This window comes from Saccharothrix sp. DSM 118769 (assembly GCF_052936295.1).
The window spans coordinates 5,416,962-5,438,170 of record NZ_CP193627.1 but is presented as its reverse complement, the minus strand read 5'-3'; the positions used below and the strand labels follow the sequence as shown (position 1 = coordinate 5,438,170).

At 72.1% G+C, this 21,209-nt stretch carries 21 protein-coding genes; 13 read left to right on the top strand and 8 right to left on the bottom strand.

Annotation, left to right across the window (positions count from 1 at the left end; genetic code table 11):
- Window positions 1-44: 44 nt before the first annotated feature.
- The 11 genes from ACRAKJ_RS23265 to ACRAKJ_RS23215 all read left to right on the top strand — a co-directional run bounded on the left by ACRAKJ_RS23265 (window position 45) and on the right by ACRAKJ_RS23215 (window position 11,016).
- Window positions 45-869 carry a type 1 glutamine amidotransferase domain-containing protein gene (locus ACRAKJ_RS23265; RefSeq protein WP_438925790.1) on the top strand — a complete coding sequence of 275 codons (825 nt, stop codon included), beginning with the start codon at window positions 45-47 and terminating at the stop codon, window positions 867-869.
- Window positions 870-905: 36 nt separating this feature from the next.
- Window positions 906-2,516, top strand: a complete 1,611-nt coding sequence (locus tag ACRAKJ_RS23260; protein ID WP_438925789.1) for a thiamine pyrophosphate-dependent enzyme — start codon at window positions 906-908, stop codon at window positions 2,514-2,516.
- An 11-nt stretch (window positions 2,517-2,527) separates the two neighbouring features.
- On the top strand, window positions 2,528-3,220 hold the full coding sequence (locus tag ACRAKJ_RS23255; RefSeq protein ID WP_438925788.1) for a DJ-1/PfpI family protein: 693 nt from the start codon (window positions 2,528-2,530) through the stop codon (window positions 3,218-3,220).
- Window positions 3,221-3,447: 227 nt separating this feature from the next.
- Window positions 3,448-5,274 carry an AGE family epimerase/isomerase gene (locus ACRAKJ_RS23250; RefSeq protein ID WP_438925787.1) on the top strand — a complete coding sequence of 609 codons (1,827 nt, stop codon included), beginning with the start codon at window positions 3,448-3,450 and terminating at the stop codon, window positions 5,272-5,274.
- A gap of 4 nt (window positions 5,275-5,278) precedes the next feature.
- The gene (gene glgX, locus ACRAKJ_RS23245) at window positions 5,279-7,330 is read left to right on the top strand and encodes a glycogen debranching protein GlgX (RefSeq protein WP_438925786.1); all 2,052 of its coding nucleotides are present in this window, start codon (window positions 5,279-5,281) and stop codon (window positions 7,328-7,330) included.
- Between the two features lie 6 nt (window positions 7,331-7,336).
- Window positions 7,337-7,657 carry an anti-sigma factor antagonist gene (locus ACRAKJ_RS23240; RefSeq protein WP_438925785.1) on the top strand — a complete coding sequence of 107 codons (321 nt, stop codon included), beginning with the start codon at window positions 7,337-7,339 and terminating at the stop codon, window positions 7,655-7,657.
- Window positions 7,654-8,100, top strand: a complete 447-nt coding sequence (locus tag ACRAKJ_RS23235; RefSeq protein ID WP_438925784.1) for an ATP-binding protein — start codon at window positions 7,654-7,656, stop codon at window positions 8,098-8,100. The genes ACRAKJ_RS23240 and ACRAKJ_RS23235 overlap by 4 nt, the downstream gene beginning before the upstream one ends.
- Window positions 8,081-9,307, top strand: coding sequence for a SpoIIE family protein phosphatase (locus ACRAKJ_RS23230; RefSeq protein WP_438925783.1), 1,227 nt, complete (start codon window positions 8,081-8,083; stop codon window positions 9,305-9,307). Before ACRAKJ_RS23235 ends, ACRAKJ_RS23230 begins: the two co-directional genes overlap by 20 nt.
- Before the next feature lie 42 nt (window positions 9,308-9,349).
- Window positions 9,350-9,775, top strand: a complete 426-nt coding sequence (locus ACRAKJ_RS23225) for a heme-binding protein (protein ID WP_438925782.1) — start codon at window positions 9,350-9,352, stop codon at window positions 9,773-9,775.
- Window positions 9,776-9,979: 204 nt separating this feature from the next.
- Window positions 9,980-10,276: a hypothetical protein gene (locus ACRAKJ_RS23220; protein ID WP_438925781.1), complete on the top strand. Its 297-nt coding sequence runs from the start codon at window positions 9,980-9,982 to the stop codon at window positions 10,274-10,276.
- Window positions 10,277-10,383: 107 nt separating this feature from the next.
- Window positions 10,384-11,016: an NAD(P)-binding domain-containing protein gene (locus tag ACRAKJ_RS23215; protein ID WP_438925780.1), complete on the top strand. Its 633-nt coding sequence runs from the start codon at window positions 10,384-10,386 to the stop codon at window positions 11,014-11,016.
- A 58-nt stretch (window positions 11,017-11,074) separates the two neighbouring features.
- Here ACRAKJ_RS23215 and ACRAKJ_RS23210 read toward each other — a convergent pair whose 3' ends face one another.
- Both ACRAKJ_RS23210 and ACRAKJ_RS23205 read right to left on the bottom strand, forming a co-directional pair.
- The gene (locus tag ACRAKJ_RS23210; protein WP_438925779.1) at window positions 11,075-11,932 is read right to left on the bottom strand and encodes a TIGR03619 family F420-dependent LLM class oxidoreductase; all 858 of its coding nucleotides are present in this window, start codon (window positions 11,930-11,932) and stop codon (window positions 11,075-11,077) included.
- An 88-nt stretch (window positions 11,933-12,020) separates the two neighbouring features.
- The gene (locus ACRAKJ_RS23205) at window positions 12,021-13,256 is read right to left on the bottom strand and encodes an MFS transporter (protein ID WP_438925778.1); all 1,236 of its coding nucleotides are present in this window, start codon (window positions 13,254-13,256) and stop codon (window positions 12,021-12,023) included.
- 173 nt (window positions 13,257-13,429) lie between these two features.
- Here ACRAKJ_RS23205 and ACRAKJ_RS23200 point away from each other — a divergent pair, with 173 nt between their 5' ends.
- Window positions 13,430-13,999 (top strand): TetR family transcriptional regulator, encoded by a 570-nt coding sequence (locus tag ACRAKJ_RS23200; RefSeq protein ID WP_438925777.1) that lies wholly within the window; start codon window positions 13,430-13,432, stop codon window positions 13,997-13,999.
- Window positions 14,000-14,068: 69 nt separating this feature from the next.
- On the opposite strand, the gene ACRAKJ_RS23195 is transcribed toward ACRAKJ_RS23200, so the two are convergent.
- The 6 genes from ACRAKJ_RS23195 to ACRAKJ_RS23170 form a co-directional block, all read right to left on the bottom strand.
- On the bottom strand, window positions 14,069-15,436 hold the full coding sequence (locus tag ACRAKJ_RS23195; RefSeq protein ID WP_447008660.1) for an FAD-binding oxidoreductase: 1,368 nt from the start codon (window positions 15,434-15,436) through the stop codon (window positions 14,069-14,071).
- A gap of 214 nt (window positions 15,437-15,650) precedes the next feature.
- A complete protein-coding gene (locus tag ACRAKJ_RS23190) occupies window positions 15,651-16,079 on the bottom strand; it encodes a nuclear transport factor 2 family protein (RefSeq protein ID WP_447008659.1) in 429 nt (142 codons plus the stop codon).
- Between the two features lie 97 nt (window positions 16,080-16,176).
- Entirely contained in the window at window positions 16,177-16,668 is a 492-nt protein-coding gene (locus ACRAKJ_RS23185) for a cupin domain-containing protein (RefSeq protein ID WP_447008658.1), read from the bottom strand.
- A 76-nt stretch (window positions 16,669-16,744) separates the two neighbouring features.
- Window positions 16,745-17,443: an EthD domain-containing protein gene (locus tag ACRAKJ_RS23180; protein WP_447008657.1), complete on the bottom strand. Its 699-nt coding sequence runs from the start codon at window positions 17,441-17,443 to the stop codon at window positions 16,745-16,747.
- Window positions 17,444-17,465: 22 nt separating this feature from the next.
- Complete coding sequence (locus ACRAKJ_RS23175) at window positions 17,466-17,774, bottom strand: muconolactone Delta-isomerase family protein (protein WP_447008656.1); 309 nt, start codon at window positions 17,772-17,774, stop codon at window positions 17,466-17,468.
- A gap of 16 nt (window positions 17,775-17,790) precedes the next feature.
- Window positions 17,791-19,236 (bottom strand): ankyrin repeat domain-containing protein, encoded by a 1,446-nt coding sequence (locus ACRAKJ_RS23170; protein ID WP_447008655.1) that lies wholly within the window; start codon window positions 19,234-19,236, stop codon window positions 17,791-17,793.
- Between the two features lie 296 nt (window positions 19,237-19,532).
- Between ACRAKJ_RS23170 and mdlC the strand changes: the two genes are divergently transcribed.
- Window positions 19,533-21,185 carry a benzoylformate decarboxylase gene (gene mdlC / locus ACRAKJ_RS23165; protein ID WP_438925236.1) on the top strand — a complete coding sequence of 551 codons (1,653 nt, stop codon included), beginning with the start codon at window positions 19,533-19,535 and terminating at the stop codon, window positions 21,183-21,185.
- The last annotated feature ends 24 nt before the right edge of the window (window positions 21,186-21,209 follow it).

Here is a 21,209-nt window from a genome sequence, read left to right as displayed (position 1 = left end):
CAGCAATTCACCACGGATCTGCCGACACCAGCGACGGAGAAACGATGACGAAGAAGATTCTGTTCGTCCTCTCGGAATACGGCTACTGGGGCGAGGAACTCCTCGGCCCGGTCGCCACGTTCGACGAGCGGGGCTACCAGTCGGTCTTCGCGACGCCCACCGGCGCGCGGGCCCGAGCACTGCCGCCGAGCCTCGACCCCGGCTACATCGACCCGCCCCTGGGCCGGTCGGTGACCACGCCGGAGGTCGCGGTGGCGGCGAAGGAGCTGGACGAGTCGTCCCGGCTCGACAACCCCATCAGCCTCGCCGAGTGGATCCCGGACCGCCCGTACTTCAGCGAGCCGGACTTCCTGCGCCGCATCGAGGCGTACAACCGCGAGCTGGGCAACCTCGACGAGGACATCAAGCAGTTCGACGCCCTGGTGATCGTCGGCGGCTCCGGCCCGATCGTGGACCTGGCCAACAACGAGCGCCTGCACGAGCTGATCCTCGCGTTCCTGCGCGCGGACAAGCCCATCGTCGGCGAGTGCTACGGCGTCGCGCCGCTGGCCTTCGCCCGCGACTGGGAGGACCGCAAGTCGATCATCTGGGGCAAGCACGTCACGGGCCACTGCAAGGAGTACGACTACAAGGACGGCACCGGCTTCATCGGCGTCGACTTCAACATGGGCCCGCCGCCGTACCCCCTGGAGTACATCCTCCGCGACGCCACCGGCCCCGACGGTGCCTACCACGGCAACGTCGGCAAGGAGGTCTCGGTGATCGTCGACTACCCGTTCATCACCGCGCGTTCCACGCCGGACTCGTTCCCGGCCGGTGAGAAGCTCGTCGAAGTCCTCGAATCCGGCCTGCGCCGATTCGGTTGGTGACCACTCAGCTGTAGCGAATCGGGAAGGAATACGGTCATGACCGCAAGGCCGGGAAAGGTCGCCATCTTCGAGCAGTTCGTCGCGGATGGCTTTACCCGGATGTTCGGGAATCCGGGAACCGTGGAAGAGGGGTTCCTGGACATCCTGGAGGGCGTGCCGGGCTTCGAGTACGTGCTGGCGCTGCAGGAGACCGTCGCCATCGCGATGGCCGACGGCTACGCCAGGGCGACGGCCGGGCCCGCGCTGGTCCAGCTGCACACCGGCGTGGGTCTCGGCAACGGCATCGGCATGCTGTACCAGGCCATGCGCGGTCATTCACCGCTGGTGGTCATCGCGGGCGAGGCCGGGGTGCGGTACGACGCGATGGACTCGCAGATGGCCACCGACCTCGTCGCCATGGCGAGGCCGGTGACCAAGTGGGCCACCCGGGTCACCCACCCGTCGTCGCTGCTGCGCACCCTGCGCCGCGCCGTGAAGACGGCCATGACCGCCCCGCGCGGTCCGGTCTTCGTCGCGCTGCCGATGGACGTGCTCGACGCGGAGAACACCGAGGAGGTGCGGCGCAGCACCGTACCCAGCCAGGCGGTCGTCCCTGTCCAGGAGGACCTGGACAGGGCGACCGCCGCGCTGACCGGCGCGTACCACCCCGTGATCCTCATGGGCGACGGCGTGTCGGTCTCCGGTGCGCAGGACGAGCTGACCCGCGTGGCGGAGCTGCTCGACGCGCCGGTGTGGGGCCTGGACTCCTCCGAGCTGAACATGGACAACACGCACCCGCTGTGGCAGGGACAGCTCGGGCACATGTTCGGCGCCAACTCCGAGCGCCAGGTGGCGGACGCGGACGCCGTGCTGATCGTGGGGACCTACGTGTTCCCCGAGGTGTTCCCCTCGCTGCACAACCCGTTCCGGGCCGACGCGAAGATCGTGCACGTCGACCTGGACACCTACGAGATCGCCAAGAACCACCCGGTGGACGTGGCGCTGGCCGCGGACCCGAAGCACACCCTGGCCGCGCTGGGCGAGCGGCTGTTCGCGGCGGGGCGGCGACCCACCGCGCGCTCGTCGGCGGTGTGGCGGCGGCCCCGACCGGGGCAGAACGCGCCGATGATGGAGCTGTTCGCGGCCGAGCTGGCCGAGCAGGGCGGCAGCGACCTGGTGATCTTCGACGAGGCCCTCACCTCCTCGCCGGCGCTCACCAAGTACCTGCCGCCGCGGGTGAAGGGCAACTACTTCTCCACCCGCGGCGGGTCGCTGGGCATCGGCATCCCCGGCGCCATCGGCGCCAAGATGGCCCGGCCCGACGCCGAGGTCGTCGGGTTCACCGGCGACGGCGGCTCGATGTACACCATCCAGGCGCTGTGGACGGCGGCCCGCGAGGGGATCGCGGCCAAGTTCGTCATCTGCAACAACCACCGCTACGAGCTGCTCGACCTCAACATCGAGCAGTACTGGAGCGAACGCGGCATCGACCGGCACGAGTACCCGTCCGGGTTCGACCTGGGCCGGCCGGAGATCGGGTTCGCCGAGCTGGCCCGCGCCCTGGGCGTGGACGGCGTGCGGGTGGAGAAGCCGAGCCAGGTGGCGGGTGCCGTGCGGCGGATGCTCACCGCCACCGGTCCGTTCCTGATCGACCTGGTCACGAAGTAGGAGGGTCGCAGATGCCGGAACTCGCGCGTCGCGAGAACGGTCGCCTGGCCGGCCGCACCGTCGCGATCTTCATGGAAACCGACTACGTCGAACCGGAAATCGCCTACTACGAGCGCAGGTTCGCCGAGGAGGGCGCCACGATCGAGTACCTGACCCGGTTGTGGGGCCAGGAGTCGATCACCTTCACCGGCCACGAGTACCAGGTGCCGCTGACCGTCAGCGGCGACCTGGAGGCGGTGGACGACGACACCCTGCGCGGCTACGACGCCCTCATCGTGCCCTCGGGCATGGTGTCGGACCGGCTGCGCTACAGCGAGACCCCGACGGGCCGGGCGCCCGCCGTGGACCTCCTCGCCCGGGCGTTCGCCGAGCCGGGCGTCCTCAAGGGGATCATCTGCCACGGCATGTGGCTGGTCGCGCCGATCCCCGAGGTCGTGGCCGGTCGCCGGGTCACCTGCCACAACAACCTGATCGGGGACGTGCGCAACATGGGCGCCGCGTACACCGACCAGGACGTGGTGGTGGACGGCGACCTCGTCACGGGGCGCAGCGCCGACGCCGCGCACCTGTTCGCGCGCACGTTGATCGACCTGATCGCGGCGCGCACCCCGGTGGGCAGCATGCGCAGCCGCCAACGCATGTTGCGCGGCATCGGCCTGACCCCGCCCGGCCCGCGCCACGCGGCCACCGACCCCCGCCCCTGACCCGAGCGCACGACCCGCCGCCCGCGAGCGCACGACACACCGCGCACGAGCGCATGACTCGCGGGTCGTCAACGCAGGACTCGCCGGTGTCCCGGCCGGACCTCGGCGAGTCCTGCGCTCGTGGCCCGTGAGTCGTGCGTTCGCGACGTGCGGGTCGTGCGTTCGGGGCTTACCCAGCAGACCCGCCCCGTGGGGGTGGGCACCGATTGGAGTGCAGGTGACGACCCATGGTCGCTGACAACCGCATGGACTTCGTGTTCTCCGACCTCGTCGCCGGGTACGTGGTCGCGTTCGACCCCACCCGGGGCGCGCTGGACCTGCGCACCAGCGACGGCCGCGCGGTCCGGGCCAGGATCACCCGCGACACGTACGCGGAGATGACCCGCAACCTGGGCGAGCCGCCGGTCAGCGTGCCGGAGCCGCTGCGCGACCTGCTCACGCCCGGCCGGCACGTCTTCGTCCACGGCCTGTACTACCCGGAGCGCGGCGACGCGGTGTTCGACGCCAAGCGCGTCGTGCTGGTGGGCCCCGGCGACCGCTACCGGTTCGAGGAGACCGACTGGTGGCCCCGGCAGCTCGCCGAGCTGGCCCGCTTCTACCGGCACGCCCAGTTCGGCGCGAAGAGCCCCGTCGACTTCGCCGACTACCGCACGGTCCTGCGCCTGGGCGGCGACAAGTCCGACGACCACGTGCAGGAGACCGACACCCTCTCGCGCCTGGTCTACGGCATGGCCAGCGCCTACATGCTCACCGGCGACGAGGACTTCCTGGACGTCGCCGAACGCGGCACCGAGTACCTGCGCGACAACATGCGGTTCGTCGACCGGGACGAGAACGTCGTCTACTGGTACCACGGCATCGACGTGCGCGACGGCGCCCAGTTCCGCTCCTTCGCGTCGGAGTTCACCGACGACGCGCAGTCCATCCCGGCCTACGAGCAGATCTACGCCCTGGTCGGCCCCACCCAGACCTACCGCATCACCGGTGACCCGCGCATCGCGTCCGACATCGACGGCACGCTGCGCCTGTTCGAGCGGTTCTTCAAGGACCCGGTGCGCGGCGGCTACTACTCGCACGTCGACCCGATCCTGCTCAGCCCGCACCACGACTCGCTGGGCCCGAACAAGTCGCGCAAGAACTGGAACTCCATCGGCGACCACGCGCCCGCGTACCTGATCAACCTCTACCTCGCCACCGGCGAGGAGCGGCACGCGAAGATGCTGGAGGAGACGTTCGACCTGATCGTCCAGCACTTCCCGGACGCGACCAGCCCGTTCGTCCAGGAGCGCTTCCACGGCGACTGGACGCCGGACCGCACGCACGGCTGGCAGCAGGACCGCGCGGTGGTCGGCCACAACCTCAAGATCGCCTGGAACCTGATCCGGATGAACTCCATCCGGGCCAAGGACTCCTACACCACGCTCGCCGACCGGATCGCCCGCTCGCTGCCCGCCTACGGCGCGGACCGGCAGCGCGGCGGCTGGTACGACGTGGTGCAGCGGGTGCTGGGCGTCGGCCAGGACACCCACCGCCTGGTGTGGCACGACCGCAAGGCGTGGTGGCAGCAGGAGCAGGCCATCCTGGCCTACCTGGTCCTCGCGGGCACCACCGGCGACGACGAGTTCCTGCGGCACGGCCGCGAGGCGCAGGCGTTCTACAACGCGTTCTTCCTCGACCACGACGAGGGCGGCGTCTACTTCAACGTGCTGGCGGACGGCCACCCGTACCTGCTGGGCACCGAGCGGCTCAAGGGCAGCCACTCCATGTCCGTGTACCACGCGGCGGAGCTGGCGTTCCTGGCCACCGTGTACGGCCGGCTGCTGCTCGGCGGCGGCCCGCTGTCGCTGTGGTTCAAGCCGCGCGCGGACGGCTTCAAGGACCGCGTGCTGCGGGTCGCGCCGGACGCGCTGCCCGCCGGGGCGGCCCGCCTGGAGTGGGTGGAGGTCGACGGCCGGCCGCACGCCGACTTCGACCCGGTGGCGATGACGGTCAACCTGCCCGACTCCGACCACGACCTCACGGTGCGGGCCCACCTGGCGCCCGCGGAGGGGTAGTCCGGTGACCGCCGACCTGGCCACGCGGTGGATCGCCGGGTACGAGGTGCGCGCCGGGCGGCAGCTGCCGTTCGGCGCCACCCCCGTGCCCGGCGGGGTCACCTTCTCGGTGCCGTCCAACCACGCCACGGCCGTCACGCTGGTGCTGTTCGCCCGCGGGTCGACCGAGGTGCTGGCGGAGCTGCCGTTCCCGGAGGAGTTCCGGGTGGGCGGCGCGTGGGCGATGACCGTGTTCGGGGTCGACCCCGACGAGGTCGACTACGGCTACCGCGTGGACGGGCCGTTCGACCCGGTCGCCGGGCACCGGTTCGACCCGACCGCCGTGCTGGTCGACCCGTACGCGAAGGCCCTGGCGGGTGCCGAGGAGTGGGGCGTGCGGCCCGGCCCGAGGTACGCGCCGACCCGGTGGCGCTCGCGCGTGGTGCGCGACGAGTTCGACTGGGAGGACGACCGCCGGCCCGGCCACGCGCCCGAGGACCTGGTGGTCTACGAGCTGCACGTGCGCGGCTTCACCCGGCACCCGAGCTCCGGGGTCCGGTCGCCCGGCACCTACGCCGGGCTGGTCGAGAAGATCCCGTACCTCAAGCGCCTCGGCGTGAACTGCGTCGAGCTGATGCCGGTGTTCGAGTTCGACGAGTTCACCGACTCGCGCCACGACCCGGTAACGGACACCTGGTGGTACAACTACTGGGGCTACAGCACCGTGGGCTTCTTCGCCCCCAAGGCGTCCTTCGCCGCCGGTCCGTCCCCCGTGGACGAGCTGAAGACCCTGGTGAAGGAGCTGCACCGGGCGGGCATCGAGGTCTTCCTCGACGTGGTGTTCAACCACACCGCCGAGGGCAACGAGGACGGGCCGACGATCTCGTTCCGCGGCCTGGACAACCGCACGTTCTACATGCTCACGCCGCGCGGGGAGTACTACAACTTCAGCGGCACCGGCAACACCGTCGACTGCAACGACCCGGTGGTGCGCGGCTTCGTGCTGGACTGCCTGCGCTACTGGGCCTCGGAGTACCACGTCGACGGGTTCCGCTTCGACCTGGCGGCCATCCTCTCGCGCGGTTCCGACGGCGCGGTGCTGGCGAACCCGCCGCTGGTGGAGGCGCTGGCCAACGACCCGGTGCTGCGCGACTGCAAGCTGATCGCCGAGGCGTGGGACGCCGCCGGCCTCTACCAGGTGGGCAGCTTCCCCGGCCACCGGCGCTTCGCCGAGTGGAACGGCCGCTACCGCGACGCGCTGCGCCGCTTCCTCAAGGGCGACGACGGCGTGGTGGGGGAGGTGGCCACCCGGTTCGCCGGGTCGCCCGACCTCTACGGCGACCGCGAGCCGGCGGCGTCGGTCAACTTCGTCACCGCGCACGACGGCTTCACCCTCGCCGACCTGGTGTCCTACAACGACAAGCACAACGAGGCCAACGGCGAGGGCGGTCGCGACGGCGACAACGGCAACAACTCGTGGAACAGCGGCGTCGAGGGGCCCACCGACGACCCCGGCGTGCTGGCGCTGCGGGCGCGGCAGGTGCGCAACGCCCTGCTGCTGCTGGCGACCAGCCAGGGCGTGCCGATGCTGCTGGCCGGTGACGAGGCGGGCCGCACCCAGCGCGGCAACAACAACGCCTACTGCCACGACGGCGAGCTGTCCTGGTTCGACTGGGACCTGGTGGGGCGCAACGACGACCTGGTCGAGTTCACCCGCCGGGTGCTCGCGTTCCGCGCGGCCCACCCGGCGCTGCGCCACCGGGGCCACCTCGTCGGCGGCCGGGACGTGACCTGGCAGGGCGCGGACGGCGGCGAACCGGACTGGTCGCCGTCGAGCAGGCTGCTGGCCGCGCGGGTGAGCCGCGGCGAGGACCACGTGTTCGTGGCGGCCAACACCCACTGGGAGGGCGTGGAGGTGGCGCTCCCGGAGGGCTTCGGGTGGCGCCTGTTCGCCGACACCTGGACGGGCGAGGCGCACGAGCCCGGCACGGAACCACCGGTCGCCGACCGGTCGCGGCTGTGGGCGGGGCCGCGTTCGGTGGTGGTGCTGACCGCCCGCCCGACGAGAGGGGTGTGAGGGACGATGGGTTTCGAGGCCAAGAGCCACGTGTGGGACGGGATCGCCACGATCCGGCTGCGCGGCGAGTTGGAGGCGCGGTCGGCGGGCAAGCTGAACCGGGTGATCGCCGAGGTCGCCGCCCAGCCGCTCAAGCGGCTGGTGCTGCTGATGGACGAGCTGTCCTACCTGTCCTCCGCGGGACTGCGCAGCCTGGTGTACGCGCACCAGAGGCTGGGCCGCGGCGTGCAGATCGTGCTGGTCGGGACGCAGCCGGAGGTGGCCGAGACGATCCGGCTGACCGGTTTCGACCGCAGCGTGGTGATGCAGGAGCCGGCGGGGGCATGACCGCCGAGTCGTCGTCCGCGGTGGAGACCGCGGACACGGTGGGCCCGCGGGTCGCGGAGGTGGTGCGCGGCCTCGCCGAGCGCGCCTCCCTGACCCGCGGGCAGGCCCACCGGTTGAGGTTGGCCGTCGACGAGATCGCAACGAACATCGTCGAGCACGGCTACGGCGGGCGCGGCGAGGTCCGCGTCTGCGGCGGGGTGGACGGTGACCGGGTGTGGGTGCGCACCGAGGACCGGGCGCCGCCGTTCGACCCGCGCGCCCACGACCCGTCGGACGTGCTGGGGACCCACCCGACCGAACGGACTCCGGGCGGGTTGGGTGTGCACCTCGCCCTGACGGCCCTCGACGAGTTCCACTACGAGTACGTGGACGGCCGGAACCGCAGCACGATGGTGGTGCGCCGGCTGCCGGGGGAGGGTCGAAGTGGCACTGACAGCTGTTGAGCGGCAGACGCGCGAGGTGCTGGTGGTGGCCCGCGGGCTGCCGGTCGTGGCGGCCTCGCTGGAGGAGGCGGGTTTCCGCGTCCAGGTGGTGGAGCCGGGTGAGGTGGACGGGGCCGGGCGGCCCGACGTGGTGCTGTTCGCGGCGTCGCTGGGCCTGCGCCTGGTGGGGGTGCTGACCCGCAGGCTCGCCGACGCGGGCGCGCGGCACCGGGTGGTGGTGTTCGCCGACGGCGACCTGGCCGCGCTGGAGGCCTGCGTGCGCGCGGGGTACGACTACGTCGCGCCGCCGTACTCGCCGGTGCTGCTGCGCGGGCGGCTGCTGTCGACGGGGGAGCGCGACCGGTTCGCCGCGTTGGCGGACCGGCGCGCCGCCGAGGCCGCGTTCCACGAGTACGAGCAGGACCTGTCCCTGGTCAACGACCTGCAGGCCGGGTTCCTGCCCGACGTCCTGCCCGCGCCGCCCGGGTGGGAGCTGGCCGCCCGCTTCCGGCCGGCCCGCCTGGTCGCGGGCGACTTCTACGACTGCTTCGAGCTGCTCGACGGCCACCGGCTGGGGCTGGTCGTGGCCGACGTGTGCGACAAGGGCATCGGCGCGGCCCTGTTCATGGCGCTCATCCGCACCCTGTTGCGGCACGGCGCCGAGGACGACGCGGTGCCGCGCGAGGCGGGTGACCCGGGGCTGTCGCCGCGGTTGACCCACGGCGCCGGACCGCTGGCGCGGGCGGTCGCCGACACCAACCGCTACCTGGCCCGCAACCACCTGCGGCAGGGCTACTTCGCGACGGTGTTCTTCGGCGTGCTCGACCCGCTGTCCGGGGACCTGGTCTACATCAACTGCGGCCACAACCCGCCGGTGGTGGTGCGCGCCGACGGTTCGCGCACGGAGCTGCCGCCCACCGGGCCCGCGCTCGGGATGCTCGCCGACGGGGTGCACGCGCTGGGCCACGTCCGGCTCGGCCCGGGGGACTCGCTGCTGGTCTACACCGACGGCGTGACCGAGGCGCGGGACGCGGTCGGGCGGCGGCTGGGCGTGGAGCCGGTGCTGGCCGCGGTGCCGCCGGGCGGCTCGGCCGAGGAGCTGCTGGCCTCCGTGGACGAGGTGCTGCGGCGGCACGTCGGCGGCGCGTCGCAGTCCGACGACATCACGGTGCTCGGTCTGCACCGGGTTGGACCCGCCCCCTTGTTAGGGAGGGTTCCCCTACATTAGGCTCGCCCTCGTCGGATACCCGGTCGAGTAGGAGTCACGAGCGTGAACACGCCTGCACTGTCCTTCCAGGACGCCCGCCGCGCGCTGGACGCGGCCCTCGCGCACGCCGAGCAGCTGAACGTCGCCGTCGCCGTCGCCGTCGTCGACAACGGGGGCAACACCGTCGCGCTCGCGCGCCAGGACGGTGCCACCTTCCTGAGCGGCCGCCTGGCCGTCAGCAAGGCGGTGACGTCCGCCGGTCTCGGTTTCGAGACCGAGGGGCTGAGCCAGTTCCTGTCCGGCAACCCCGCCCTGCTGGCGGGTCTGTCGACCCAGCCCGACGTGGCCGTCGTCCCCGGCGGCGTGCCGATCGTCGTCGGCGGCACGATCGTCGGCGCCATCGGTGTCGCGGGCGGTCAGGCCGGCGAGGACGGCCCGGTCGCCAAGGCCGGTCTCGCCGCCCTGACCCCCGAGGTCGTCGGCGCCTGAGGTCCCCGGCCGGCACGGGCGCACGCGCCGTCGCCCGTGCCGGCCGGACCGCCCCCGCGACCCGTCGCGGGAACGGAACGGACGGACAACGTCGAATTCACGGAATACCCCCGGTAAATCGCTCCGGCCTGGTCCGCGCATTGTTCGCGGGTAATGTTCGGGATGAGTTGTTGACCACTCGTTCCGAATGGGGTGCGGTTACCGATGGCAATTGTCGAGACAATCAGGTTCCGGTTGGTCGACGGGTTCGACGAGGCCAAGTTCCGGGAGATCAACATCAAGATGCAGCGCGAGTACATGGAGCCCAAGCCGGGCTTCGTCTCGCGCCAGTCGGCCATCGCCGAGCACGGCGAGTGGCTGATCGTGGTGACGTGGGCGAGCCCGGAGGCCGCGCAGGCGGTCATCTCGGCCTTCTACGGCGCCCCGGAGACGCAGGACTTCCTGTCGGCCATCGACCTGTCGTCCGTGCAGCCCGGCAGCTACACCCTCGTCGAGAACTGACGAGCCGGGGCCGGCCGGGCGGCGTCCCCCTCCGGCCGGCCGGCCCCGTCGCCCGAATCACGAGAACAGCGTTCCCCGGTCCGACCGGGAGGAGAGGAATGGTGGCCGTGGCCTTCGGAATCATCGGCGCCGGTGAGATCGGCGGTGCCCTGACCGCGCAGCTCGTCCGCAACGGGCACGAGGTCGTGATCGCGAACTCGCGCGGTCCCGAGACGCTCGCGGACCTGGTCGCGGAATTCGGCCCGAAGGTGAAGGCGGGCACGGTGGAGGACGCCGCGCGGGCGGGGGAGCTGGTCTTCCTGGCCATCCCGTTCAACCGCTACGCCGAGCTGCCCGCCGCCGCCTTCGAGGGGCGCGTCGTGGTCGACGCGGGCAACTACTACGCCGACCGCGACGGCCACGACCCGCGGCTGGAGTCCGGGGAGACCAGCAGCGGCCAGGTCCTGGCCGGGCTGCTGCCCGGCGCGGTCGTGGTCAAGGCTTTCAACACCGTGTGGTACCGCAGGCTGCGCGACGAGGGTCGGCCCGACCTGCCCCTCGCCGAGCGGATCGCGGTCCCCGTGGCCTCCGACGACGCCGACGCCAAGGCCAGGGTCTCCGCCCTGGTCGAGGAGTTCGGCTTCGCGCCAGTGGACAACGGCGCCCTCGCGGACAGCCGCAGGCAGGAACTGGGCACGCCGGTCTTCAACCAGGTGGTCGGCCCCGTCGAGGCCGAAGCCCTGCTGCACCGGGTGCCCTGAGCGCCGGTCCACGACGAGGGGCCTCCCACCGACCGGTGGGAGGCCCCTCCGCACGTGCTCAGAGGATCGGCAGCACGTCCCGCAGCACGGCGAGGTGCTCGTCGACCGACCCGAGGCCCAGCCCCATCGTGCTCACGCACAGGTGCGTGGCGCCCAGCTCGCGCCACCCGGCCGCGAACGAGGCCCAGTCGCGCTCCGGGACCTCCGAGAGCTTCAACCGGGGCTCGAACCCCAGCGCGCCGGGGTCGCGGCCCGCCTCGGCGGCGTAGCCCCGGACGCGCCGCAGCATGTCCGCGGCCACCGCGTCGGGCGCGCGCTGCGGCAACCACCCGTCGCCCAGCCGCCCGGCCCGGCGCAGCACCGGTTCCGCGTTGCCGCCGAACCACACCGGGACGCGCCCGGCCGCCGGCCGCGGCTTGATGCCCGCGTGGTCGACGGTGTGCCAGCGGCCCCGGAAGTCCACGGACGGCCGCGCCCACAGCAGGCGCATCAGCTCGACCTGCTCGGCGCTGCGCGCGCCCCGGTTGGTGAAGTCCTCGCCGAGGGCCTCGTACTCCACGCTGTTCCAGCCGATCCCGACGCCCAGCCGCAGCCGGCCGCCGCTGAGGACGTCGACCTCGGCCGCCTGCTTCGCCACCAGCACGGTCTGCCGCTGCGGCAGCACGAGCACGCCGGTGGCCAGCTCCAGCCGGGTCGTGACCGCGGCCAGGAAGCCGAGCAGGACGAACACCTCGTGGAACGGCGTCTCGTGGTCGTAGGCGGGCCGGTTCGGGCGGGCGCGGAAGTCGGCGCCCGCCACGTGGTCGAACACCAGCGCGTGGGCGTAGCCGATCTCCTCGACCGACCGCGCCCACGTGCGGATGTCCTCGGGGTCGTCGCCGATCTCCGTCTGCGGGAAGATCGCTCCTGCGCGCAAGGCGCTGCTCCTGTCCTGTCGTGGTCCGGGCACGGGGGAGGCGAGGCAGCGTGGGGGATACGCTGCCTCGCCTCGGTGGAGGGACCGCTCAGCTGGTGGCGGCCTTCTCGTCCTCCACCGGTACGGCGGTGCCCGCGCTGGTGGGCTCCGCCGCGGGCTTGAGCGCGCTGGTGGCCCACGCCGCCACGACGCCGACCGCGCAGATGATCAGCGCCGTCAGCATGGCGCCGTCCGCGCCGCGGTTGATCGCCGCGCCGCCGATGAGCGCACCGACCGCGATGCCCGCGGTGACCGCCGAGGCGGGCAGCGTGGCCGCGAAGTCGCGACCCGGGCCGGCGAGGGTGACCACGCGGTACTGGATCGACGGCACGATGCCGAACCCGACGATGCCCCACACGCCCAGGGCGATCGCGGCCACCACCGGGTTGGAACCGGCGAAGTACAGCGCCGCGAGCGCGATCACCAGGATCAGGCTGCCGACGACGATCGTGCCCGCGGCGTTCTTGTCCGCGGCGGAACCGCCCAGGAACGTGCCGACGGCGTTCGCGATGCCGTACACCAGCAGGAAGATCGAGATGGTGCCGCCGGAGATGCCGGTGACGTCGGCCAGGAACGGCTGGAGGTAGGTCAGGCCGGCGAACTGGCCGCCCATGATCAGGAAGCCGAGGCCCAGCAGCGCCAGCACCTTGGGCGCGAGCGCGTGCTTGGCCTGCGCGCCGAAGCCGCCGACCCCCGAGTTCGGCACCGGCGGGATGACGACCAGCGCCAGCACCAGGGCCAGGGCGCCGGTGATGACGATGGCCACGAACGACGCCTCCCAGCCCCAGCTCTGGCCGATCAGGGTGCCGATCGGGACGCCGAGGGCGGTGGAGACCGCCACGCCGCCGAAGACGAACGAGATCGCCTTGCCCATCTTCTCCGGCGGCATCATGCCCGCGCCGACGGCGAAGGCCACGCCCATGAACAGGCCGTGCAGCGAGCCGGTGAGCACCCGGGCGAACAGCAGCATGCCGAAGCCGGTGGCCACCACGGCGAGCACGTTGCCCACCACGTAGGCCGCCAGGGTCAGCTGGAGCAGCTGCTTGCGGGCGAACTTGATCGTGAGGGCGGTCAGGATCGGACCGCCGATGGACACGCCCAGCGCGTAGGTCGTCACCAGGCTGCCCGCGGAGCCGATCGAGACGCCCATGTCGTCGGCGATCAGGTTCAGGATGCCGACGACGATCAGCTCGGCGCTGCCCGCGACGAATGCGCCGAGGAACAAAGCGCCGAGCGCCAGGTTGGTTCGCGCCGGGCTGAGTCCCGGTCGCAGGTCTGCACTCATGTGCACCTTCCTCGTAGTTCGGTGGTGTCCCGCGGGTCCTTCTGCCGGACCCGCGGGGCGTTCTCCTGCGACGCCCTGGTCCCAGTCGGTCGACCCGGTGTTAGGGAACGATCCCTAGCATTGCGCGGCCAACCGTAATACAGTCGGACGGACCGAAGCAAGGGGTGGCCGCGATGCAACGCACTTCCGCTGACACCCGTGAGCACGTCCTGCGCGTCGCCCACGGGCTCTTCCACGGCAACGGCATCCGGGTCACCGGTGTCGACAAGGTCGCCGCCGCGGCGGGCGTCGCGCCCACCACGCTGTACCGGCTGTTCGCCGACAAGGACGACCTGGTCGCCGCCTACGTGGCCCGGGCGGACGAGCTGACCAGGGCGTGGTTCGCGGACGCCGTGCGGTCGGCGGGCCCCGACCCGCGCGAGCGGGTGCTCGCCGTGTTCGACGCCCTGACCGACGACATCCAGTCCGACGCCCGCCGCGGTTGTGCCTTCCTGATGGCCCTGGCCGAGTTCCCCGACCCGGCCTCGCCCGTCCACGTGCGCGCCGTCGCGGCCAAGGAGTGGATGAGGACCCGGATCGGCGAGCTGGTCGGGGCGCTGGGCGGGGTGGACGACCCGGACGTGCTGGCCGACCACCTCGTGCTGGTGGTCGAGGGCGTCAACGCCTCCTCGCAGGCCCTCGGCCCGACCGGGCCGTCGCGCCAGGCCCGCGCGCTCGCCGAGGCGCTGCTGCCGCCGCGGTGACCCGGGGTGGTGCCCCCGGACCGCTGGACCCCGGGCTGATCGGACCCCGGACCGGCCGGACCCGGGCGGTCAGAACAGCGTCGGCACACCGCTGAACGCGTTGTCCGGGTCGTACCGCCGCTTGACCTCGAACAACCTCGTGGCGTTCGGGCCGTAGGCGACGCGCACCCGTTCGGTGTCCTCCGGCGCCAGCAGGTTCTGGTACCCGCCGGGCAGGGAGTGCGGCGCCAGGTCCGCGGACAGCCGCTCCACCCACTCCCGGTGGCGGTCGCCGTCCTCGCCGACCTCCCACGTGCCGACGACCTCCACCAGGTTGTGCTCCCGGCGCAGCGCGAACGCCGTCGCCGAGGACGGCACGCGCGTCGCGGCGCCGTGGAAGTGGTGCACGAACACGCCCGAGTACGGCGAGGTGATCCGCTCGGCCGCGTCCACCAGCACCTCGGCCACCTCGTCGGTGATCTCCGGCAGCTGCCGGTTCGCCGCCACCGTGTGCCTGCCGTCCACCACGGTGGCGTCGAGCAGGCCCAGCACCTCGAACGGCGTCATCGACCCGAGCTGCGCCGAGAGCGGCTTGCCCAGCGCGGTCACCCGCGCGGCCCAGTCCTCGCCGCGCGCCGGGTTGCCGCTCCACATCGGCAGCAGGTACAGCAGCGCCCGGCCGTCCGGACCGCAGAAGAAGCCGGTCATCACGGTCAGCTCGTCCGGCGCGGCGGCGGTCAGCTCGCGGTAGCCGCGCAGCACCGAGCGCGCCTGGTCCAGCCCGAACAGCACCATGCCGGAGACCACCGAGCGCAGCGGGTGCACCCGGAAGGTGGTCTCGGTGACCACGCCGAAGTTGCCGCCGCCCCCGCGCAGCGCCCAGAACAGGTCGGGCTCCCGCACCGGGCTCGCGGTCACCACCTCGCCGTCGGCGAGCACCACCCGCGCGCCGATCAGGTTGTCCAGCGCCAGGCCGTGCTTGCCCAGCAGCAGGCCGTACCCGCCGCCCATGGCCAGGCCGGTCACGCCGACCGCCTTCACCGTGCCCACCGCGGCCGCCAGCCCGTGCCAGTCGACGGCCGAGCCGAGCACCCCCGCCGTGGTGCCGCCCTGCGCCTGGGCCGTGGAGGCGAACGGGTCCACGCCCACCCCGCGCATCCGGCCGAGGTCGATCACCAGGCCGCCGTCGCGCACGGCCCGGCCCGCCCAGTCGTGCCCGCCGCCGCGCACCGACAGCGGCAGGCCGCGGTCCCGCGCCGTGCGGACCGCCCGCACCACGTCGGCCTCGTGGGCCGCCCGCACGACCACCGCGGGGTGGTGGTCGTGCAGCCCGTTCCAGACCCGGCGGGCGCCGTCGTAGTCGGTGTCCGAGGCGACCAGCACGTCGCCGTCCAGCTTCCCGCGCAACTCGGTGGCGGCGGCCGCCGCCCGCGTCGACACCGGTGTCGTCGATGTCATCTCAAGCTCCTCCTGATCGGGTCCCCGCGCTGCGGGGGTGGTGCCGGCCCCGGGGCCGGCGGGTCGTGGGCGGGTCGGGCCGGTCGCGCCGCCGCCCTCCCGACGGTGGCGCGGGCCCGACCCGCCGTCACCGCGCGCGGCCGCGCGGCCGGTGGGCCTCCCCGCACCGGCACCCCGCGATCGCGCCCGCGCCGCGGTGGTCGGGTGCGTCGGCTCAGCCCCGGTAGGCGATCTGCGCCAGGCCGAACTCCTCGGCCGCGATGATCGGGTCGAAGAACTCGTGGTACTCGTAGATCTGGCCGGCGTCGGTGAACTTGAAGATCGACAGGTAGGTGTTGCGGTACCGCTTGCCGCCCTTGAGCAGGCAGTTGCCGTCGAACCGGGCGATGACGGTGTCCCCGTCCTCCCACGCGTCGGTGAGCGGGAACTCCCAGCTCTCGAACATGTCGGGGGTGTCCTTCCACCGCGAGTACACGGCGGTCTTGCCGACGATGTGGCGCGGGAACATCTTGGTGCCGAAGGGGTAGTAGTGGTCGGCACCCTCGGCCCACAACTCGATCCACGAGTCGATGTCCTTCTCCTCCAGCAACCGGAGGAAGGTGTGCACGGTCCGCACGTTGCGGCTCAGGTCGTCGCTTGCCATTGCAGCTCCTGTGGCTCCACAGTGGACGCCGCCTCGCGCGGGCGCGCGAGGCCGCGTGGTGATCGGTCGGCCGGTCCGCCGCGGCGCCCGTCCCGGGTCAGACCCCGTTGCCGCCCAGCGGCGGCGGCGCCAGCACGATCCCGAACCGGGGGGCCAGTTCGGGGATCATGCGCCGCTGCTCGGGGGTCAGCGGCGCGGGCGCTTCGCCCGCCCGCGCCTCGGTGCCGATGGCGCGGAAGAAGCCCTCCATGCCCGCGCCCGGCGAGAACAGGAAGATCAGGCGCGACACGTGCGTGCCCACGTTGAGGAAGCGGTGGCGGGTGCCCCGCGGCACCCACACGAAGTCCCCCTCGCCGGCGCGGAACACCTCCGTGCCCTTGAGGAACTCCAGCTCGCCCGACAGCACGAAGAACGCCTCGTCGGTGAACGGGTGCACGTGCGGCGGGGGACCGCCGCCGGGGGGAACGGTGGCCTCGGCGAACACCAGCGAGCCGTCGGTCTCGGCGCTGTCGGCCTTGAAGGTGTACACGGCGTCGCCGAACCACAGGGTGGGCCCCTGCCCGGCGCGCCGGTGGATGACCTCCGTCATCGGCACTCCTCTCGTCAGGTGGGCCCGGGGCCGCCGCGCCCGGTCGCGCGGGTCCGCGCGACCGGGCGCGTGCCGGCTACCGGGCCTCGGGGCCGATGATCCAGTGCTCGCGGGTGACGAGCCGGTGCACGTAGCGGGTGTTGACGAACGCCTCGTAGTCCTCGGTCATCTGCTTGTGCTCCGGGGACTCCAGCGCGTCGCGCAGCGCCTCGACGTCGTCGAACCACAGCTGGTAGGCCGCGTCCAGGGTGGGCTCGCCGATGCCGTACCAGCCGTCGACGGTGTGCCCCTGCACGTAGCGGCGCAGGCCGGGCAGCTTCAGCCCCAGCTCGCCGTGCTGGTGCAGGCTGTAGGCCCGGAAGTCGTCCAGCGAGACGCCTTCCTTGCGCTTGACCAGGATGATGAGCTTCACCCAGTTCTGGCCCTTGTAGAGCGCCGGGCCGGCCTTCAGCTCGTGCGCCGTGGTGTCCAGCACGAGGGTCTGCCAGAACGCCGCCCAGTTGGGCTCGTCCAGCCGCGCCCCCTGGAGGAACTCCTCGGTCTGCAGCGAGGCGACCTGCTCCTCTGGGCGCAGCCAGATCTCGGCCACGCCGTTCCACTTCGGGTCGCCGTTGCCGAGGTCGACCCCGGCGTCGAAGGTGGTGTCGATCAGGTACTTGCGGATCTGCGGGATCTTCGACGCGTACTGCACGGCGTGCACGTCCACCCAGTAGTCCTGGAACTCCTGGACGGTCATGCCGGGCTTGGGTGCGGCGAAGATGAGCTGGTGGATCATGCCTCGGTGTTCCCTTCGGGGGTCAGACCTTGTAGCGCTTGATGACGTCTTCGGCGAAGCCGATGTAGTCGCGCAGCGGCCACACCTCCTCGAACTCCAGGTACTCGCGCATCGGCAGCCGGCCCAGCGCGGTGCGGTCCAGCTCCTCGGCGCTGGGGGCGTCGATGATGCCGATCACGCGCTTCTGCGCGGCGACCTTCCACAGGCCGACGGCGAACCCGGAGTCGAGCGTCTCCTGGGCGTGCTCCGCCTCCTCCTGCTCGATCTCCCACAGCTCGTCGAGGGTGATGCGGCCCTCGTGGTTCCACTTCATCTGGACGTAGAACAGCATTGCGGTCCTCCTCGGGTCAGCCGACCTTCGCGCGGATCAGCTCGGTCAGGGGGTGGTCGGCGCCGAACTCCTCGGTCGCCAGGTCCAGCGGGGTCTTGCCGTCGTGGCCCACGAGGTCCAGCCGCGCCCCGGCGTCGATGACGATCCGGGAGCACTCCTCGTAGCCGTGCCACAGGGCGTCGTGCAGCGGCGTGTAGCCGTTGGTGGCGCCCTGGAAGTCCAGGTCGACGCCCGGCCACCCGGCGATCAGCCGGGTCAGCTCGACGTGGCCGTTGTAGACAGCCTTGTGCAGCGGCACCGCGCCGAAGGTCGGCTCGGTGGCGTTGACGTCCGCGCCCGCCTCCAGCAGCAGCCGGGCGATCTCGGTGTGCCCGTCGCGGGAGGCGACCAGCAGCGGGGTGTGCGCGTCGTTGAAGCCGTTGACGACGGGGAACCGCTCGTCCACCGGCGCGCCGTCGCCGAGCAGCTTGCGCACGCCCTGGACGTCGCCCTGGGTCGTCGCGGCCATCAGCAGCTGGTCCGCGGCGCGCCGCTCGTCGGACGCCTGGCGCTCCTGGATGTACTGGTGGGCCAGCAGGATCTTGTCCTTGCCCGTGGTGTTGACGTTCAGCTCGTACTCGAAGTGCTGCTGGAGCGAGAACCCGTAGTGGGTGCTCGTGTTCAGGCCGGCGCCGCGGTCGAGCAGGTACTTCGCGATCTCCGGGTTCTTGAACCACACCGCGTCCATCACCGGCGTGTGCCCGGTGGTCGGGGTCACGACGTCGATGAACGCGCCGGCCTCGACCAGCGCCTCCACCACGGCCAGCTCGCCGCCCTGGCACGCCTTGTGCAGCGCGGTCGCGCCACCGCCGCTGTCCACCGCGTGCACGTCGGCGCCGGCCGCCAGGAGCTGCCGGGTCAGCGCCGCGTCCGCGCGGCCCGCGGCGATCAGCAGCGGCGTGAGGCCGCTGACGGGGTCGCGGTGGTCGACGTCCGCGCCGAAGCGCAGCAGCTCGGCGACGGTGTCCCGGTCACCGGCCCAGCAGGCCGCGACCAGGCGCTCCTCGCGGTCGGCGTTGAACGCCGCGATCTCGGTGTTCGGGTCGAAGTAGACCTTCCACGACACGATCCGACCACCGTCGTCGACGACGAGCTTGTGCACGTCCTCGATCTCGAACTCCTGGCGGGTGCGGGTGTGCGCGGCCCGGGTGTAGATCACCGCGTAGGCGGTGTCGCCCTCGGCGCGCACGTCGCGCAACGCGTAGTCGAGCACCTCGGTGGTCTCGCCGCGCACCGCGAACGCCTTGCGCACGGCGGGCAGGCCGACGTGGCGGCCGAGGTAGGGGATGACCTCGTTGTACCGGTCGACCGGCAACTCGAAGTCGATGGCGTGCGACAGCGCCTGAAGTGCCGAATCGACATCGCCCCGTTCGAGGTCGGTGAAGTACTTCTCCACCACCTGGCGGGTTCGCTCACTGCTCATCGCGCATCCTCACTGCTCGTGTCATCCGGGTCCCGGCCGTGCCGAAAAGGCGAATCGCCGATCGGATCGCCCGCCGTCGATGAGGGGCCGGGCGCGGATTACACAGTTCTCCGGAGAAGGTGCTCGGACAAGGCGTCGCAGGCCGTCCCGGCGCACTGCGTGAGGTCGGCCGAACAGCTGACGAAGTGCCCCTCGACCACGGTACTTGCCTTGTCCGCAAGCCCTGCCCGGCAGAGGGTAGCGATCGTAGTCCGGTCCGGAAGAACGTTTTGAACCTCTACAGGAGCGTGGTGATCGTGACCGCGGATGGCAACGGGTTCCGCACCGTTCGGGAAGACGCGCTGGAAGTATTCCGGCAGCTCGGGATGACGACCGTCTTCAGCAATCCCAGCCACACCGAGATGAAATTGTTCGAGCAGTGGCCCGACGATTTCCGCTTCATCATGGGCCTCCAGGAGGCGACCGTCGTCGGCATGGCCGACGGGTACGCCCAGGCCACCGGCGAGCCGTCCCTGGTGATCATCAACGGCGGGCCCGGCACGGGCAACGCGATGGGCTCCATCTACACCGCCGCCAGCGCCCACACCCCGATGGTGATCATCGGCGGGCTCCAGGCGCGCAAGCTCCAGCAGGGCGCGCCGTTCCTCAACGCCCCCAGCGCGACGCAGCTCCCGCAGCCCTACATCAAGTGGGCCGCCGAGGCCGCGCGCCCGCAGGACGTGCCCGCGCTGATCGAGAAGGCGTACCACATCGCCAAGCAGGCCCCGGCCGGCCCGGTGTACGTCGGCGTGCCCGAGGACGACTGGGTCCGCCCGGGCAACTCCGCGCCGTACAAGGTGCGCAACGTGCAGGCCGCCGTCGTGCCCGACCCGCAGGTGCTCGCCGGCGTGGCGGACGCGCTGAACTCGGCGGCCAACCCGGCGATCGTCGCCGGTCCGGGCGTGGAGATCGGCGGCGCCCGGCGCGACCTGATCAAGATGGCGGAACGGCTCAACGCCCGCGTCTACGGCAGCCCGGTGTGGCCGCGCGGCGCGTTCCCGGAGAACCACCCGCTGTTCGGCGGGGTGCTCGCCCCGCTGCCCGAGCTGATCAACGCCAAGCTCGGCGAGCACGACGTCGTCATCGTGCTGGGCAGCCCGACCTTCACCCTGTTCACCACGGCGGACCTGTTCTCCACCGCGCCCGCGCCGCTGGACCAGAGCGACGCGCCCAAGCTGCCGGAGGACACCCGCTTCATCCACGTCACCGACGACCCCGAGGCGGCGGCCTGGTCCATGGCGGCCGACGCCTACGTCACGCCGCCGGCCGCGTTCGTGCGGGACCTGGTGACCCTGCTGCCGCAGCGCCAGCGCGTCCCGCTGGCCCCGCTGGCCGAGCCGATCCCCACGCCCGAGGCGTCCACCCCGATCACCGAGCCCTACCTGTTCCACGTGCTGTCGCAGGAACTGCCCTCCGACGCGCAGGTGTTCGAGGAGCTGCCCATCGGCCGCGCCCCGTTCCACGAGCAGATCCCGCTGGGGCCGGACAACGGCTACTACGCCACGGCCTCCGGCGCCCTGGGCTTCCCGTTCGCGGGCGCCGTCGGCTACGCGGTCGCCCGGCCCGACGTGCGCACCGTCGTCGTGGTCGGCGAGGGCTCGGCGCAGTACACCATCCAGGCGCTGTGGTCGGCCGGCAAGTACAACCTCCCGGTCACGTTCGTCATCCCCAACAACTCCGGCTACCTGTCGCTCAAGTACTACTTGGACGACGTGAGCCAGAAGGCGTGGCGGGAGGGCTGGGACCTCAGCGGCGTCGACATGGCGCAGCTCGCGCGCGGGTTCGGCATCGCCGGCGAGCGCGTCGAGACCCCGGAGCAGCTCCAGTCGTCCCTGCGCCGGGCGCTGAACGCCGACGGTCCGGTGCTGCTGGACGTCGTCGTGTCCGACCCGGGCCTGTTCCGGCTCTGAGCAACCGCGCCCCGGGCGGCTCCC